Raw genomic sequence first — 17,748 nt, forward strand, 5'->3', positions numbered from 1 at the left:
AGCTACGGATTATTTTCCGATAACCAGTATCTTTTTTTATTTAATTTGAAAACCAGGGACTTTCACTCAAAAATACTTCGAAAAATCGGTATCCGTCTTGAAAATGTTTAAAAATGTCCGCCCGGTTCTTATATTTACTGCCGTATTCTGAATCATCATAAACTAAGCGAAATGAGACTTTTTCCTGCACTTTTATCCGTTATTGTTTTAAGCGTTTTTATTTCCTCATGTGCGGTCCAGAAAACCGGAAAAACCAGCCCGGAAATTGGCCTCAGGTTAAGCCTGGATACTTCTTCTGTTTTAAGAAACAGTCTCTCGGGTCTGGTTCTTTATGACCCGGCAACGTCCGCAAATGTTTTTGCCAAAAACGCCGGCATTTATTTTGCCCCGGCATCCAATACCAAGATATTTTCCCTGTTCGCCTGTCTCAATACCTTGGGGGATTCCATCCCTGCCTTAAGATATATCGTGAAAGGAGATTCCCTGATCTTTTGGGGAACGGCCGATCCGACTTTCCTTCATCCGGACTTTGCTCCTTCCAAAACCCTGGATTTTTTCAAAGCTTATCCTGACAAAAAACTATTCTTCTCAACCTCCAACTTTAACAACCCCCACTATGGTGCGGGATGGGCCTGGGACGATTATAATGATGATTACCAACCTGAAATAACCTCCCTGCCTGTTTATGGTAACATCGTAAGGGTTGGTATTAAAGCCGGAAGTATTAAAATAAACCCGGCCATTTTCCAGTCCTCTTTCATCGACAGCGAAAATGCCCAGCAGGGATATATAAAAAGGCATATGGATGACAACCATTTTACGATTTCTAAAAAGGTAAAAGAGGCTAAAAATTATAAACAGGACATTCCTTTTAAAACGTCTGACGGATTAACCGCCGGCCTTTTATCGGATACCTTAAACAGGGTTGTGGAATTATCCCGGTACACGATGCCGCACGATGCTAAAACGATCTATTCATTTGCTACAGATACAGTTTACAGGAGGATGATGGTAGTAAGTGACAATATGCTGGCCGAGCAATTGCTGCTGCTGGCCGGAAATACCTATTCCGACACCATCAGCACTTCTTCCAGCATTGAAGCCGTTAGAAGCAGGTTTCTTGATGACCTGCCGGATCCGGCCAAATGGGTGGACGGTTCGGGCTTGTCCAGGTACAATCTTTTTACCCCTCAAAGCCTGGTCAGATTACTGGATAAAATGTATGCCAAAACGCCTCATAAAAGGTTATTTTCGTTATTTCCGGCAGGAGGACAGTCCGGTACCATAAAGACCGCCTATAAGTCGGGCGATCCTTTCATTTTTGCCAAGTCGGGCTCTATGAGCGGCGTATATAACCTGAGCGGGTATCTTAAAACAAAGTCCGGGAAGACCCTGATATTCAGTTTTATGAATAACAACTTTACCCACCCCGTTTCGAAAGTACGTAACGAAGTGTCAAAGATCCTGACCTGGGTTCATGAAAATTACTGAGAGGGTTTACCTCATTCTGTCTGCGTCTTTCACCATTTTCTCATCTTTCCTGATGAAACGGTTAGCGACCCAGTTACATGCCAATGCTAAAAATGCAGCGTAAATTCCGATGCCGTAAACTCCCTGGATGGAATCGGCCCCTATTTTGACGGCGTCATTCTGAATATGATAAACACTTAAGCCCAGTGATAAACCCATAAATAATGAATTAAGGGCTACAAAAAGCATTTGTCTGACGCGGTTCCTGTATTGAAATATAGAGAAAAGAGAAAGGCCGAGAGCCAAAACACCTAACAAGGCAACATAATAAATGGGTTTATCCATCGCAGCCAGGCTACCTTTTGTATGCAGAACGTGGTATGGATTAACAATGACCGCTTCATCAGGGCTTATTTGCTTTGTGAATGAATTGGTACCCAAAAAAACACCCATGCTGATCGCAGCAACTAATAACAATAAAGACTGAATTCTTTGTAACATTTTCTATACGTTGTAAATGATTTGCAAAATTATACTATTTGAAAGTTTTTACTACCTAAATCCTGTTTTTTTGATATTTATGACCTTGTCAATGTCTGAATAATTTCCCTGTGCTGCGGATACTTCTCCGATAAAACCGCCCTCTCGGCCATTTCAAAATCATCAAAATCAAAACCCGGGGCTACCGTACAACCCACCAAAGCATATTTACTACCGGCAGCCGGAATACTTCCAAACCAGCAACCCGCCGGCACAACGGCCTGAAAAACTTCTCCGTTTCCGGGATTATTTCCAAGAACAATTTTTTCGAGATTTCCATTCGTGTCGAAATAGAATATATTCAGCGGATCTCCGTTATAAAAATGCCAGATTTCGTCGGATTTAATCTTATGAAAAGCCGAAAAGTCACTTTCCTCCAGCAGATACAAAATGGCCGTTCCGAAACGCCTCGGCCCGGAGAAACGGGCAGGTAAACCTGCCTGAGGGACGGACTCTTCTGAACGGTAAGTTTCAGCAAAAAAACCACCTTCCGGGTGTTTCCGGAGTTGCAGCTTTTCGACCCAATATGTGGCTGTATTCATTAAAAGATTTAATTTTCTGATAAAATTAGTGTATTTTTCGGGCAAATTTAGGATTGTAAAACACATTCATGAACGGTAAGCAAAAAAAGTTTGGGATTATTCTGGCCATTGTCATTGCTGTCAATATACTGTCGGCCTGGTTTTTTTTCAGGGCTGACCTTACTGAAGAGAAAAGGTATTCTATTTCAAAAACTACAGAAGGAATTTTAAATAACATTGACGACCAGGTGGTTATAAAAGTCTACCTGGACGGACAGGCCCTTCCCGGTGGTTTTGAGCGGCTGAAAAGAGCGATTGATCAGACCCTGGAAGAATTTAAAAATTATGCGGGCAAACAAATTGATTATCAGTTTATTGATTTCAATGCTCTTTCAGAAGGTCCGGCAAGAGACAAGCTGTTCAATGAACTGATATCCAAAGGCATGCAACCGACCACGATCTTTGATAAAAAAGACGGCCGGAAAACAGAAAACCTGATCTTTCCTTATGCCACGGTCTGGTATCAGAATAAGGAGTCTGTGGTATTGCTATTGAAAGGCAACCAGGCCATGGACGCCCAGACCAAGCTGAATCAGTCCTACGAAAACGTGGAATTTGAACTGGCGAATGCCATTCATAAACTGACGCTGAAACAGAAAAAGAAGATCGGGCTGCTGACCGAATTCACGAAACTTCAACCCGTGAATTTTGCTGGCATGATCAATACCCTGCAGGAATACTATGACGTATTTATCATCGATTCGAAAGCCTCTCCCACATTCCAGGGGCTCGATGCACTGATCATCCCCAAACCTGATTTTCCTGTAGACGACAGCACAAAATACAAGATTGACCAATACATCATGTATGGTGGTAAAGCCCTGTTTTTTGTGGATGGACTGAAGGTTGACTCTGTTGGCCTTGAAGGTACTTTCGCCCAGCCGCTTGATGTTAATCTTGACGACCTGTTTTTTAACTATGGCGTAAGAATCAACAAGAATATGGTCAAAGACGGTCTCAACTGTGCCGTTATTCCCCTTGTGGTGGGCAACACCGGCGACAAACCCAATATCCAGCCGGTGCCGTACAGGTATTTCCCGCTGATCAACAATTTCGGCAACAGCCTGATCACGAAAAACCTGGATATGGTGTATACCCGGTTTACCTCAGACATCGATACGACGGCGGAAAGAGGCATCCAGAAAACACCTTTACTAATGACTTCGCCATATACCAAAATCCTCAACGCCCCTGCCCTGGTGACCTATAACGAGGCCCGCACCGACACCGACCAGAAAGAGTACCAGGGAGGCATAAAAAGCATTGCGTATTTGCTCGAAGGTAAGTTTACATCCTTGTATAAAAACCGGATGATCCACTCAAAAACGGCAGCTGTACCTTTCAAAGCAGAAGGAGAATCATCAAAAATCATCATTTGTTCGGACGGAGACATCATCGTTAACGACGTGGACCGCAAAACCGGGGAGCCCCTGGCCCTGGGTTATGATAAATTTACCAAACATACTTTTGGAAACAAGGATTTCCTGATGAACTCCATCAGTTATCTTGTTGAAAATGAAGGCATTATTCTGGCCAGACAAAAGGAGATCAAAATCCGTCTGCTGGATACCCTGAAAACCCGCGACGAGCGAACCAGGTGGCAGATTGTCAACATGGTTTTACCTCTGGCTGTTTTATTAATTTTCGGTTTTTTCAGAGCTTATATGTGGAGAAAGAAATATAATTCCTGAAAATAATACCAGGATTTATGATACTTTACTAAAAAAATACCAGGCCAAAACACCTCGTTTTGCCAACATTTGACTATTTTTGTGGATTAATAAAAAACATACTCAAAACAAAGCAATATGAAGTTTGTCGTTTCGTCATCAGAGCTTTTAAAACAACTCTCAACCATCAGCGGTGTAATAGCCAGCAATCCACTTGTTCCGATACTTGAAAATTTTTTATTGCAGCTTGATAATACTACCCTGACGATCACCGCATCTGACATGCAAACCGTGATCATCACTGAGGCCCTTGTTGACTCATCGGATTCAGGTTCTGTTGCTGTTCCGGCGAAATTACTGATGGATACCCTTCGTAGTTTGCCTGAGCAACCGGTAACTGTTAATATTAATGAAGAAACTTTTGGAACGGAGATCGTAACCAGCAACGGTAGATTTAAACTGGCCGGTGAAAATCCTCTTGACTTTCCGAGACCTCCGCAGGTAAACCGTAATTTCAGCATTGAGCTTGATTCTCATATCCTGGGTGCGGCTATCTCCAATACCATCTTTGCTACCAGCACAGACGACCTGAGACCTGCCATGACCGGTGTTTTTGTTGAACTGACTGAAGAATATACCACTTTTGTAGCTACCGACGGTCACCGTCTGATCCGTTACAGAAGAGAAGACGTGACATCGACTACTCCGACGACCATGATCCTTCCACGCAAAGCCCTTACTTTGCTGAGATCGTCTTTGCCATCTGATGTGGTTCCTGTAAAAACAGAATTCAGTAATTCCAACGCCTTTTTCAGCTTTGGAAATATCAAAATGATCTGTCGTCTGATCGACGAGCGTTTCCCGGATTACGAAAACGTTATCCCTAAAAACAATCCGAACCAGATGACGATTGAAAGAGCCAAGTTCCTGAGCTCCCTGAAAAGGATCGCCATCTACTCCAACAAAACAACTCACCAGATCCGTCTGAAGATTACAGCGGACGAACTAACGATTTCTGCGGAAGATCTGGATTACTCAAACGAAGCGACGGAAAAACTGAGCTGTGAGTTTGTAGGAGACGACATGGAGATCGGATTCAACGCCAAATTCCTGGCAGAAATGCTGAGTAACCTGAACACAGACATTCTTACTTTTGAGATGTCTCAGCCTAACAGGGCAGGTTTGCTTATTCCTAAAGACAAAGAAGAAAACGAAGACATGCTGATGCTGGTTATGCCGGTCATGCTGAATTCGTATTCATAAAAATACTATTTGTTACAAAATATACCGAAACAAGAGGCCCTGGAATTTTCCAGGGCTTTTTTGTTGGCCGGCTGTTTAGCCATAAGCTTTAACCGTCCTCTTCCGAAGATCAGTGACATTGCATAAAAAAAGCAGCTCCGTGTAGACGGAGCTGCTTTTATATATGTAAGAAAACCTCTTTTCTTAGTTTCCTTTTTCTTTCTTGATAACCTCTTCAGCGATGTTGTTAGGTACAAAATCGTAGTGAGAGAAAGTAAGGTTAGCTGTAGCACGACCTGAAGACATCGTTCTCAAGTCAGTTACATAACCGAACAGTTCAGAAAGAGGCACATCAGCTTTGATCACTTGTGAGCCTGATTTGGTATCCATACCTTTCATCATACCACGACGACGGTTAAGGTCACCTGTGATAGGTCCTGTATATTCTTCAGGAGTAAGTACTTCAACAGCCATGATCGGTTCAAGTAATTTAGGTCCGGCCAGTTTACCAGCTTCACGGAAACCTAATCTACCTGCCATTTCAAATGAGAAGGCATCTGAATCGACATCGTGATACGAACCGTGGAAGATTCTTACTTTGAAGGCATCAACAGGGAAACCTGCAAGAGGTCCTGTTTTCATCGCTTCTTCAAAACCTTTCTGAATAGAAGGGATAAATTCACGAGGAATAACACCACCCACGATGTTGTTCACAAACTGAAGACCCATTTTCTTTTCTTTTCCTTCCTCATCGTCATCACGCGGACCGAATTCGAATACCACGTCAGCGAATTTACCACGACCACCGGTTTGTTTCTTGTAAACTTCACGGTGTTCAACGGTCTTGGTGAAACATTCTTTGAAGGCTACCTGAGGGGCACCCTGGTTTACTTCTACTTTGAATTCACGACGCATACGGTCGATGATGATTTCAAGGTGAAGCTCACCCATACCTCTGATGATGGTTTGGCCTGTTTCCTCGTTAGATTCAACTTTAAGGGTCGGATCTTCTTCGATCAGTTTAGTGATCGCAGTAGAGAATTTATCCTGATCGGCTGTTTTCTTAGGCTCGATCGCATAACCGATAACCGGATCAGGGAATACCATTGATTCCAGTTCGATCGGGTGTTTTTCATCAGAAAGTGTATCTCCTGTTTTGATATCTTTAAAGCCTACTACCGCAGCAATATCACCGGCCTCAAGGGCATCGATCTGATTTTGCTTGTTAGCATGCATCTGGAAAATTCTAGAAATACGTTCTTTGTTTCCGGAACGGTTGTTCAATACATAAGAACCTGAAGGCAATACGCCTGAGTAAGCTCTTACAAAACACAAACGACCTACAAACGGGTCAGTTGCAATTTTGAAGGCCAAACCTGCAAATGGTTGTTTTACATCCGGCTCTCTTAAGATTTCATCACCGGTTCTTGGATCTGTTCCTTTGATACCCGGTCTGTCCATCGGCGAAGGAAGGATAGCCATTACGTAATCAAGCATGGTCTGAACTCCTTTGTTTTTGAAAGAAGAACCACAAAGCATAGGAACGATTTTCATCGTGATGGTAGCCTGACGAAGAGCAGCAAGAATTTCATCTTCAGAGATAGAATTCGGATCTTCGAAATATTTCTCCATCAGCGTTTCGTCAAATTCAGCTACTGCTTCAAGCAATTTCTCTCTCCATTCAGTAGCTTCTTCAAGCATATCGTCAGGAATCGGCACTTCTCTGAAAGTCATACCTTTGTCTTCTTCGTTCCATTCGATACCACGGAAGTTAACCAGGTCAACTACTCCTTTGAAGTTTTCTTCAGCTCCGATAGGCAATTGAAGAGGCACAGCGTAAGAGCCAAGCATTTCTTTTACCTGCTTACAAACATTAAGGAAGTCTGCTCCAGAACGGTCCATTTTATTTACGAAACCAATACGGGCAACATGATAGTTGTTAGCCAGACGCCAGTTAGTTTCAGATTGTGGTTCAACGCCATCAACAGCACTGAAAAGGAATACCAAGCCATCCAATACCCTTAGGGAACGGTTTACCTCAACAGTAAAATCCACGTGACCCGGAGTATCAATAATGTTAATATGGTAGTTTTCATCTCTGTATTTCCAGCCTACTGTAGTAGCAGCAGAAGTAATTGTGATACCTCTTTCCTGTTCCTGCTCCATCCAGTCCATTGTAGCAGCACCATCGTGAACTTCACCAATCTTGTGGCTGACACCTGCGTAATATAGAATACGCTCCGTAGTGGTGGTTTTACCGGCATCGATGTGGGCGGCAATCCCAATGTTTCTTGTAAATTTTAAATCGCGAGCCATTAATATAATTTGTTTACAGTTTTTTCAATTTCACATCCCGAAGGGTAAATGTTTCGTACCCAAACCAGAATATTTTCAGAAATTACATTTTGAATTTGGGGTGCAAAATTACAAAAAAAAACCTGATAATGAAATTTTTATAGCTTTATTAAATTATTAAGGCCCGAGTTTCTTATTTTTGAATGAAATAGGAAACCAAAAACATTCTTTTCCGTTTAATAAGATTCTGTTCAAATAAAAATGTTAATTATAAAACATTTAGTAAGTTTGATTTATAAAATGCATTTCCCAATTACAAAAAATTAATACGATGGCAAAAAAGCAGGAAATAGAAGAAGAGGAGAATGAAAACCAGATCAACATTGAGCTGTCTGAAGAGATGGCAGAAGGTGTTTATGCCAATCTTGCAATGATTGCTCATTCGAACTCTGAATTTGTAGTGGATTTTATCAGGCTGATGCCCGGTGTGCCTAAAGCAAAAGTGAAAGCAAGAATTATTCTGACGCCTGAGCACGCACAAAGACTCCTGATGGCTCTTCAGGACAATATCAGCAAATACGAGAATAATTTCGGTGAAATCAGACAAAGCAACGACCCGATTCCTTTTCCGATGAATTTCGGAGGACAGATGGGTGAAGCATAAAATAAAACGGGTTAACAGCCATTTTCACTGTTAACCCGTTTCATCCTTATCTTTTCAATTACAGTTCCTTAATTCTTATCGTTTTAAAAGACACTGAATCTCCGTGATCCTGCAATGAAATACGGCCCTTCGCATGAGCTTTTGCATAAGGCCACTTCGCAAACTTGCTTCCCGCCAGGTCATTTTTCCAGATCTCGCTTCCGTATTCATAGTCTGCTACTTTCTTACCGTTCAGCCAGTGTTCAATATGATCGTTTTTGATGATCAGCTTACCTTTGTTCCATTCGCCCGCAGGTTTGGTGGCCGTCAGGTCTTTAGGTGGGTAAATGTCATAGTTAGCACCGGTCTTTTGCTTGTCCTGTATCTTTTCAGGATAATTGACATCGTCGATGATCTGAAACTCAGGTCCTGAGGCATAAGGGGCAAAAAGCTCTTTGTTTTCAGGGTCCTCAATTACTTTGTAGATCAAGCCGCTGTTACCCTTAGGTTGTACTTTAAATTCAAATTCCAGGATATAGTTTTCGTATTCCTTGTCGGTCAGCAGGTCTCCGTTTTTGCCTTTAGTGGTCAGGATACCGTTTTCTACGGTCCATCCTTTTACTTCCTTGCTTTTCCATGAATGCCATCCGGCGGTTGATTTCCCGTCAAAAATGTTAACCCATTTGCCTTTTTGTCCGAAGGCAAAAGAAGAGGTCAGCATGGTCAGAACAATTATAAATTTTTTCATCAGGTTGAATATATTATGTTTGATAAACGATTAAAAATACACATTCATAAGCCCTTACAGAGCCGCCTTTATTAAACTTTGAAAATTAGTTTATTCTTATAAAAAATCCAAAGAATTAAAGTCCAAATCAAAACATAGGTCAGAGCCCCGGCGAGAGAGGCATTCATCGGATTTTCAAAAAACCGGGCAATCCCGTATTGATAAAGATAGGCCTGTAAGTTGATCTGGCCGGTGGCGTCCTCCGGATTAGTCAGTTTGATCATGCCCAAAACACGGGGAATAACACCCGAATAGAAAAATACGATCATCGGGTTAACCCCCCAGATCACAAAGAAAGGGGTCCATTTGTTCAGATTCAGGACTTCAATGAGCCAGTAAAGTACATTTAAACAGAGAATGGCTAGACCGGAAACAAACAGCACATAAGAACTTGTCCACAAGGGTTTGTTGATCGGGAAGCTCTTGTCCCACAGGATACCGGCCAGTAGCAAAACCACCCCCAGCCCGGCCATGTACTGCAGTTTTTTTAGTTTCGGAACGTTGCTGTTGAGCAGCTGCCCGATCAGTAATCCTATGATACAGGAAGCGATCGCGGGAATGGTACTCAGGATGCCTTCCGGATCCCAGGTCTTGGAAACGACATACATGTGCCCTTCCAGCAGGGCGTTATCTACCCAGGCGGCCATATTGGTGGCTTTGTTGAGGTTTGGAGCTCCGAATCCCGGAATCTGCACCTGGGTCATCAGTATCCAATAGAATATCAGCAGCAAAGCCGCTGCAGCTACCTGCCCTCTGAAACCGGTCAGCAAATACAAAACAGAAGTGATAAAATAAACAATACCGATGCGTTGCAATACGCCGGGAATTCTCACATTTTTAAAATCTTCAAAACCGCCAAAGGCCAGCAACAGCAGGCAGAAGAAAATAAGAAGCACAAGGTACAATTTTGTTCTGCCTTTAAAATCGGCCATCAGGGCATAGCTCACGGCGATGGTAATGAGTAGTCTGACTACAGCAAACGGAATCCCTTCCCATCCGAAAAGGTTGATTTTCGAAAAGAAGTTGAGAAACAGACCGAGGCAAAATATCCTTAATGACCGTACGAGTATTTTTTCAAAAGTACCGGCATTCCATATTTTTTCAGGAATGGCAAAAGAAACAGACACTCCGACAATGAATATGAAAAACGGGAAAACCAGGTCGGTGGGTGTACATCCGTGCCATTCTGCATGGAGCAATGGCGGGTAAACACTGCCCCAGTCTCCGGGATTATTAACAATGGTCATCAGAATGATTGTCAGTCCCCTGAAAACATCAAGGGAAATCAACCGTTTTTTTTGCATAATGGGGGCTTGATTGGTTACTTTAATAAAAGTAGAGATTTTATTTTTTACTTATTAAAAAAATTAAAAAATGTTCTTGATAATTCCATCCGGCTGCAGAATTTAAATTCGCACGGCTCTTCTAAAAAAGAGCCCCGGATTCTCCCCCGTGTGCTTTTCCTTTCTATCTTTGGGATAGCAAAACACCTTCGAAAAAAATGGCATCAATATTCACTAAAATAGTTAACGGAGAGATTCCGTCCTATAAAATCGCGGAAGATGAAAGATTCTTCGCTTTCCTGGATGTATTTCCCTGTGCACCGGGCCACACCATGGTTATTCCCAAACAGGAAATTGATTATCTGTTCGATCTGGACGACGAGCATTATGCCGGACTGATGGCTTTTGCCAAAAAAATTGAACCTGCGATCAGAAAAGCCGTGCCTTGTAAGAGAGTAGGGGTTGCCGTGATCGGCCTGGAGGTTCCGCATGCCCATGTGCACCTTATCCCGATGAATAGCATGGCCGATATGAACTTCAACTCGAAGATAAAAATGAGTCCGGAAGAACTATCTGAGATCGCGGAAAAGATAAAAGCCAACCTTTAGGCCACCCGTGTCTATTTCAGCTCCTTTTTGAGTATTTCAAACTCTTTGTGCAAAGGCTGGTTATTGTATAGGATCTGGTAGGCAAAATTGGTAATCGGCATATCTACTTTGAGTTTTTTATTGATCTCAAAAATGGATTTTACAGCATAATACCCTTCTGCTATCATATTCATTTCTATCTGGGCGGTTTTGATGCTGTAGCCCCTGCCTATCATGTTACCGAACGTCCGGTTACGGCTAAACTGAGAGTAGGCTGTCACCAGCAGATCACCCAGGTAAGCAGACGCATTCACAGACCTTTCGAGCGGGGCAATTTTGGTGAGAAAACGCTCGATTTCGAGCATGGCGTTAGATACCATGACCGCCTGGAAGTTATCGCCCGCCCCCAACCCATGCGTGATACCGCAGGCCAATGCCACGATGTTTTTCATGACCGCAGAATATTCCACCCCCACGAGGTCGTTGAGAGCCGAGGTCCTGACGAAACGGCATTTCATCATTTCCGCAAAAGTCTTCGACAATTCGTTCCCCGGAGAGGCAATGGTCAGGTAAGATTGTTTTTCCAGGGCCACTTCTTCTGCATGGCAAGGCCCGGCTATGGCCCCGATGTTTTGCGGAGCTACTTCAAAAACCGTTTCCATCCAGTCTGTAACGAGCTGGTGTTTTTCGGGTATCATCCCCTTTATGGCAGATACCACCTTCTTGTTTTTGAGATGGCTGGCATCAATGGTTTTCAAGGCATCCTGGATAAAAGCGGAAGGGACCGCCAGAATAACCCATTCTGTATTTTTAAGTGCTTCTTTAAGGTTATGATAGGGCTTAACCTTAGACGGATGCAACTCCACGCTGCTCAGGTATTGCGGGTTATGGTGGTGTTTTTTAATGTGATCCACATCTGCCTGGTCACGGAGCCACCATTTTATTTTGACATTTTTTTCACTCAAAATCTTGATGATGGCTGTTGCCCAGCTTCCTCCTCCTATGACTGTTATGCTCATGTTTGCTGAATTATGAAAACAGAAATTATTAATCTCTATGAAGCAAAAATATGGAAAACATTATGGAATTACTAACACCTAGCCCGCAGAAAGCACAAATCAAAAAAGACGGAAGATATCAAAAATCAGGTAAAGCAGAACCTGCCTGCCGGTATATATGGTTTGTAAATCCTAATCATCTGCCAGGGTGTAGGTAATGGTGGTGGTGTAATTGGCCACCGGCACCTCCACTGAAACACCCGTGATCTGATACTGTAGCGGAATGCCTGTCCGGGGAGTAGTACCGAAATTGTTGCCTTCAAAAAAATACTGATCTCCTGCCGTAATTTGCAGAAAGGCATCCCCTCCGAAAATATTGCTTACTCCTAATAAACTTGACCCTCCGCCGGCACCATCGCCTGTCCTGCGGACCCATAATTCCAGACCTGCTGTATTCCAGTTAGGTCCAGAATCCGTCCTCCTGACATATACGGTATAATGGTTGGCGAATAAGCCCAGAATAACACTGGGGATCGAAACGCTCACCAAAGTCTGATTAGCCACACTTTGAATTGTAGTCGACGCATAATTATTCCCCGCTTCTGTAATGACAGAAACAACCGGAGTCCAGGAGCCTGTGGCGGTAATCGTCTGAGCCTGGCCTCCAAAAGAGGAAATCAGCAAAATTATTAAAATGAATTTTCTCATAGATCGTCTCAGTTATCGGCCAGGGTATATAAAACCGAAAAGGTATAGGTGCCGCTTTTCAGAAGATTGTACGTCTGAATATCAAGCGAATACGTAAGATTAAATCCGAAACCCGAGCCTGAGCCGGTATATCCGCCGCCGATGCCATTGATAATGGTCTGGGCCGTTGTACTGAGAAACAAAGGCGTGACGGGTGTTCCCCTGGCCCCGGACCCTCCAGATACCGTGGCTGTGGCCAGTCTCAATCTGACTCCGGCGGGCACCGTTCCTGAAATCTGGGCAGTTACCCGCCTGGTAAGCCCTGTCGTAACCGCGGAGCTTATGTTGATCCATTTCGAATTATTGGTGGAACTGCTTCCCAGGATATTGCCGGCTTCTGCAGGAGCCGTGAAATTCAAGGCTACCGATCCTGCCGGTTCAACATCCAGCAAAGCCACAGCAGGCAGGTTGATACCCACAGAAACTGAAGCCGACTGGCCGCAGACCAAAAAAGAGAAAAGGCATAAGCACACAAAAAGACAGTATCTCATTTTTTTAAGCTTATTTGAAAACTTTCATCTGAAAAATATATTTTACGCTCTTTGGGATACACCGTGAAACTGAGGGAGTTAAGTTTTCCCGACTCTATGACAACATTCTGCAAGGGGTTTCTGACTTCAAACTGGTTTTGGTGCCCGTGAACAGAGACCTGCACCTGCCATTGCCCCGGTTGCATTTCCTTGAATGAAAACACGCCCTTGTCATTGACCTGTGTCATGAAGCTTTCATGCTCATTGAATAACCTGACCAGCACTATGGTTTTCTGATGGCCGACGGTCATACTGTCCCCGGTTTGAAACAAGACTTTCCCCGTAACGCCACCTGCCACAACCAACGGAATAGAAATATCATTGACATTTTTAGCCGCCACTTCCATCGGGGTCTTCACTGCGGTGATGGTTCCGGTATTGACCGTCGACTTATCGATGGTTACATAGTATTTATCCGGAGGAAGGTCATTAAAATAGAAGTTCCCATTGGCATCAGTCAGAAACTTCTTATCTCCAAGGATGACCAGGATTCCTGATTTTCTCATGTCTGCATTTCCTGATATGCTTCCCCGGATTGAGCCGAGGTTTTTGTTTTTTGCCAGGGGTAGATTCAGTTTCAAAGCATATTTAACCATGAAATACAATGTGTTTTCGTTGCCCTGGATATAGTTGGGCAGAAATACCCTCCCGGCTGCTACACTGAGCCGGTGATGTTTCAGGTTAAGTTCTGCCGTCAGATCCAGGTAGCTTCTCCTTTGAATCAGCTCATCCGGAGCATAGTTGTTCCGGTAAGAAAAATTGGCATTGAAGACATTCGATATCTGCATCCGGCTTGTGCCTCCGTAATAATAATAGTTGGTCAGCTGCGTGTTGTTGCTGAATTTGGCGTTTCTCTGGTACTCAAAAAAGCCTCCTATCCAAAGCCATCTGAAGGTTCTGACCTGGGGCTGGATAACCGACCTTATGCTCTGTGTGTATTTTACATCATCATTGACCGACAATAAATTGCGGGCGATTCCATAACGGTTTTCAGCCCAGAGCTGAAACCTCTCTGCTGTGACCAGGTAGGCCAGCCGGCCATGCTTTTCCTTATAATAGAATTGTTTTATTTCCTGCCGGTCTTCTTTCTCTTCAATATGGTAACTTAAGATGAGCCGGTGATAGGTGGCCATGTCATAATTCAGCAAAAAGCTGTTGCTCGAATAATACGGCGACGTATTTAAAGCATAGGTGTCAAAACTGGGATTGACCCTGGTAAAATTGCTCTGAACACCAAGACTCACTTTTTTGAAAACATAGTAATTGAGTGTGTTGACCGCCTGCCAGCTGTTGTGATAAAACCCATAGAAATTCTTCCCGGCATAAACCAGGTCGCTGGTAAGCTGGATTCTTTTGTGGTGAAGGTAAACCCGGTTAAAAACACCCCAATCACTTTTCCGGTTGGCATGGGAAGTTGCTAATTCGGTATTGATCATGAATGCCCTGTTTCTAAACAGCGTTGACAAACCCACCATTTTTGCATCAAACCACTGACCATTGAACTTTACATTCTTTGAAAGAAAATCTGCCGAAAACATGAGGTTATCTTTCGGTTTAAAATAGAACCGGCCTCCGTAAGTACCTTTCTGATTGGGATAAAACCTGGGTTGGAGATAAAAAGCACTCAGGCCTGTTTTTGCTATTTTCTGGTCAATCCGAAAGCCTCTCCCGTATCTCCCGAATTCCATCAGGTTGTTAAAGGCCAGCAAATAATCGCCGACGGAAATCTGGGTGCTCTTTTTAAAAGAATAATTAAGAGAGTACTGATCATAACTACCGATGGCTGGCAGGTTGATCTGGTTCGGGCCATGCACGGTAAAATCAAGGTAATGCTTTTGTTTAAAATCCAGGAATCCGTGCCCCCTGAAATCATACTGGACAGAAGAACTGGCTTTTTGCCTTATGTTGAAATGGCTGTACCACATCCCGGCCTCCACCGGAAAACGCAGATACGGGTCACTTTTCTTGTTGTTACTGGAATAAACAGGAACAGAAAGAAAATTCGAAACCGGGTTGGCAGAATCTTTAAGAACCACAAACAAATCATTCGACATCAGCCAGTAATTGCTTTGGGTTCTGGGCACCACCTGGCTGACCCTGACCTGGATACTTTTGAGGGGTTCCAGTAGCAGGGAATCATTTTTTAACCGGATTTTGCCCTTGCTGGTATTGACCATGATTTTCTCCGGCTTGTTCCCCAGGTTTTGGATGAGGTAATTCAAATGCAGGCTGTCACCCTCTCTGACATACTCGTAAGAAGACAAAGGGATGATTTCTACCTTGCGGACGGTTGTGACTTTTATCCCGGTTGTTTTAATCCCCTGTAAAGCACCACCGTCAGAGATTTTAAAAGTAAGCGGGTAGTCTTCTGAAATGGCATTTAGAGGTGTAGCAATGGTGTAAACATATCTTAATGAGGCATTATCCACTTCATATTTACGGGAAAGGATAATTTGCCAGTTTTCAGGAACCTGCAGAGACGCTGTGATATGTTCAAGGGATAAGCCCTGCTTTTCAACTTCAAAAAACAGGGTGAAATGCCCTCCCGGTTTAACATTCTGCGGAGGGTTTAATACTTTTATGTTGAGTTCCTTCTGGCCGTAGCTCCGGGTAAAACAAAAAGTAATGAGGGTCAATATGAAAATTGTGGCAATCTTCAAAACAGATGCTGTGTATGTTAATTTTAAAATTTTGGGGTAGAGTCCTGTTTTTTACTGTCCGGATACAGTTCTTTTTTAATTGATATCCAGGTTTATGTTGGCCCCGTACAGGTCTTTGCCATTGTCGGCAATCAAAACCCCTTCGTATTTTCCTTTAGCCAGGTCTTTGACCACCAGCTCAAACTCCGTGCATTTTTCAGGGTAAATCCTCCGGAGAATCGTTTCTGCAGTTTTGATCTTTTTCCCGCCGGCATCGTAAATCTCGATGCTCAGTTTGGCAGGAGCCACAAAAATGCCGTTGTTTTTGAGCTTGACATGTAACGTCTGGGAGACGCTGTCTTTCGGAACGATTTTCATCTGTTCAAAACCTATCTTCGGATTTTCAAGGGTTCCGGCATGAGCCACCACCAGGATAGCATACCTCACCTTGGAGTCAATTTTGACTCCGTTTTCAACATCCTCCTTAATGGGGTCTGCCCCTTCAATCATGATGACCGACCAGTAGGATCCTTTAAGGTCTTTCGGAAGAGTGATGGTGTAGGCTATATCATATATCTCATTGCCTTCCAAAACCTTCTCGTCAATGTTGGTTTTTATCCAGGTTCCCAATGAACGGTCATGGCTGTTTACCTTAGCATAATCAATGGGTTTATCACAGGAAACCATCAGGTCTTCATGATAGATCATAATCCTGGCTTCTTTTTTTCCATTATTCTGCACTTTGATTTTACCGCTGACAACCACCCCTCCGGCATTTTCGTGGGTATGACTCAAGCCATTTAAAATCACTATCCCCGCAAAAGAAGGAAAGCATGACATAAGCACTAATATAAGTCCTGACAATCTCATACCGTCATTTTGAAAGATTAAGCAAAGTATTTAAAACACAGGGGATCAAAGGGTTAATCCTTCGCTCCCCTTATGCCGGTTTAATTTGCAGACAAAGTGTAAGTTACTGTAACCGTCGACGTTCCGCTTACAAGGCTGCTGTAGGTGGCAGCAGAAGTTAAGCTGACCGCATAAGTCAATTGATGTCCTTTACTCACCCCGGTATCTGTCCAGCTGCTGCCCACACCTGTGATCAGGTTTTGGTCTGTGGTAGTCAGCGTCACTCCGGCTGCAACAGGCACACCCTTGGTACCTGCTCCGGCACCGGCATCCGCACCGGCTGTCACTTTGATATCCACACCGGGAATAAGGGCACTTGTTTTAACCGATACGGTACGGGACGCATCAACACCTGTCGGCTCAACAATCGAAGAATAGTTTAACCAAAGGGTCGTATTATTTACGGGGGCAGTGATCGGATTTCCCGCCTCGGTAGGAGCGACGAAGTTCATCGTCAGGTTTTTACTTGTTGACAGCTCAAGATCCAGAATCGCGACTTCCGGAATGGTGATGGACACCGTGTGGTTATCCGTCTTGGTATCCTGTCCGAAAGAAGAACCAAGTCCTAAGCCTATAAAGCAAACAAGTGCAAAAGATAATTTTTGAAAGACTCTTTTCATTTTTGGTTTTTTAATTTAATTGTTTTTTAAAAACTTACACCTTGTGTATGTTTTAGACTTTCATTTTAAAAAAAGTCACATCTTTGAAAAAAAATTATTGCCGCTCTTTTTCCAGGTCTTTTTTGACGCTGTTCAGAGGGCCGGAAATGCAGAAAAACAAAAATGAAACGCAAGACTTTCAGGCTTATAACTTCTTGACAAAATGAA

Annotated in this window: 16 protein-coding genes; 5 read left to right on the plus strand and 11 right to left on the minus strand. The window is 43.4% G+C overall.

The window, feature by feature from the left end; genetic code table 11:
- The first annotated feature begins 171 nt into the window (after positions 1–171).
- A complete protein-coding gene (locus tag GVN16_RS16135; protein ID WP_166564947.1) occupies positions 172–1,491 on the plus strand; it encodes a D-alanyl-D-alanine carboxypeptidase/D-alanyl-D-alanine-endopeptidase in 1,320 nt (439 codons plus the stop codon).
- A gap of 6 nt (positions 1,492–1,497) precedes the next feature.
- On the opposite strand, the gene GVN16_RS16140 is transcribed toward GVN16_RS16135, so the two are convergent.
- Together GVN16_RS16140 and GVN16_RS16145 are read right to left on the minus strand one after the other, a co-directional pair.
- Entirely contained in the window at positions 1,498–1,971 is a 474-nt protein-coding gene (locus GVN16_RS16140; protein WP_166564948.1) for a DUF4293 domain-containing protein, read from the minus strand.
- A 77-nt stretch (positions 1,972–2,048) separates the two neighbouring features.
- Positions 2,049–2,552 (minus strand): cupin domain-containing protein, encoded by a 504-nt coding sequence (locus GVN16_RS16145; protein ID WP_166564949.1) that lies wholly within the window; start codon positions 2,550–2,552, stop codon positions 2,049–2,051.
- Positions 2,553–2,620: 68 nt separating this feature from the next.
- Between GVN16_RS16145 and gldG the strand changes: the two genes are divergently transcribed.
- On the plus strand, positions 2,621–4,282 hold the full coding sequence (gene gldG / locus GVN16_RS16150) for a gliding motility-associated ABC transporter substrate-binding protein GldG (protein WP_166564950.1): 1,662 nt from the start codon (positions 2,621–2,623) through the stop codon (positions 4,280–4,282).
- 117 nt (positions 4,283–4,399) lie between these two features.
- Positions 4,400–5,524: a DNA polymerase III subunit beta gene (dnaN, locus tag GVN16_RS16155; RefSeq protein WP_166564951.1), complete on the plus strand. Its 1,125-nt coding sequence runs from the start codon at positions 4,400–4,402 to the stop codon at positions 5,522–5,524.
- 183 nt (positions 5,525–5,707) lie between these two features.
- On the opposite strand, the gene fusA is transcribed toward dnaN, so the two are convergent.
- Positions 5,708–7,819, minus strand: coding sequence for an elongation factor G (gene fusA / locus GVN16_RS16160; protein ID WP_166564952.1), 2,112 nt, complete (start codon positions 7,817–7,819; stop codon positions 5,708–5,710).
- A 310-nt stretch (positions 7,820–8,129) separates the two neighbouring features.
- Here fusA and GVN16_RS16165 point away from each other — a divergent pair, with 310 nt between their 5' ends.
- The gene (locus tag GVN16_RS16165) at positions 8,130–8,462 is read left to right on the plus strand and encodes a DUF3467 domain-containing protein (RefSeq protein ID WP_166564953.1); all 333 of its coding nucleotides are present in this window, start codon (positions 8,130–8,132) and stop codon (positions 8,460–8,462) included.
- 58 nt (positions 8,463–8,520) lie between these two features.
- On the opposite strand, the gene GVN16_RS16170 is transcribed toward GVN16_RS16165, so the two are convergent.
- A complete protein-coding gene (locus GVN16_RS16170) occupies positions 8,521–9,189 on the minus strand; it encodes a DUF1080 domain-containing protein (RefSeq protein ID WP_166564954.1) in 669 nt (222 codons plus the stop codon).
- Positions 9,190–9,260: 71 nt separating this feature from the next.
- A complete protein-coding gene (locus tag GVN16_RS16175) occupies positions 9,261–10,532 on the minus strand; it encodes an acyltransferase family protein (protein WP_166564955.1) in 1,272 nt (423 codons plus the stop codon).
- Positions 10,533–10,729: 197 nt separating this feature from the next.
- Here GVN16_RS16175 and GVN16_RS16180 point away from each other — a divergent pair, with 197 nt between their 5' ends.
- The gene (locus GVN16_RS16180; RefSeq protein WP_166564956.1) at positions 10,730–11,119 is read left to right on the plus strand and encodes an HIT family protein; all 390 of its coding nucleotides are present in this window, start codon (positions 10,730–10,732) and stop codon (positions 11,117–11,119) included.
- Positions 11,120–11,130: 11 nt separating this feature from the next.
- Here the strand turns inward: GVN16_RS16180 and GVN16_RS16185 are convergent, their stop codons facing one another.
- The 6 genes from GVN16_RS16185 to GVN16_RS16210 form a co-directional block, all read right to left on the minus strand.
- Complete coding sequence (locus tag GVN16_RS16185) at positions 11,131–12,117, minus strand: NAD(P)H-dependent glycerol-3-phosphate dehydrogenase (protein ID WP_166564957.1); 987 nt, start codon at positions 12,115–12,117, stop codon at positions 11,131–11,133.
- Positions 12,118–12,288: 171 nt separating this feature from the next.
- Positions 12,289–12,804, minus strand: a complete 516-nt coding sequence (locus tag GVN16_RS16190) for a hypothetical protein (protein ID WP_166564958.1) — start codon at positions 12,802–12,804, stop codon at positions 12,289–12,291.
- A gap of 8 nt (positions 12,805–12,812) precedes the next feature.
- Complete coding sequence (locus GVN16_RS16195) at positions 12,813–13,334, minus strand: hypothetical protein (protein WP_166564959.1); 522 nt, start codon at positions 13,332–13,334, stop codon at positions 12,813–12,815.
- A complete protein-coding gene (locus GVN16_RS16200) occupies positions 13,331–16,033 on the minus strand; it encodes a carboxypeptidase-like regulatory domain-containing protein (protein ID WP_166564960.1) in 2,703 nt (900 codons plus the stop codon). Before GVN16_RS16200 ends, GVN16_RS16195 begins: the two co-directional genes overlap by 4 nt.
- Before the next feature lie 75 nt (positions 16,034–16,108).
- The gene (locus tag GVN16_RS16205) at positions 16,109–16,807 is read right to left on the minus strand and encodes a hypothetical protein (RefSeq protein ID WP_166564961.1); all 699 of its coding nucleotides are present in this window, start codon (positions 16,805–16,807) and stop codon (positions 16,109–16,111) included.
- Positions 16,808–16,962: 155 nt separating this feature from the next.
- Positions 16,963–17,541, minus strand: a complete 579-nt coding sequence (locus tag GVN16_RS16210; protein WP_166564962.1) for a hypothetical protein — start codon at positions 17,539–17,541, stop codon at positions 16,963–16,965.
- Positions 17,542–17,748 lie beyond the last annotated feature (207 nt).

The sequence above is a fragment of the Emticicia sp. CRIBPO genome, from assembly GCF_009905725.1.
GTDB lineage: Bacteria > Bacteroidota > Bacteroidia > Cytophagales > Spirosomataceae > Leadbetterella.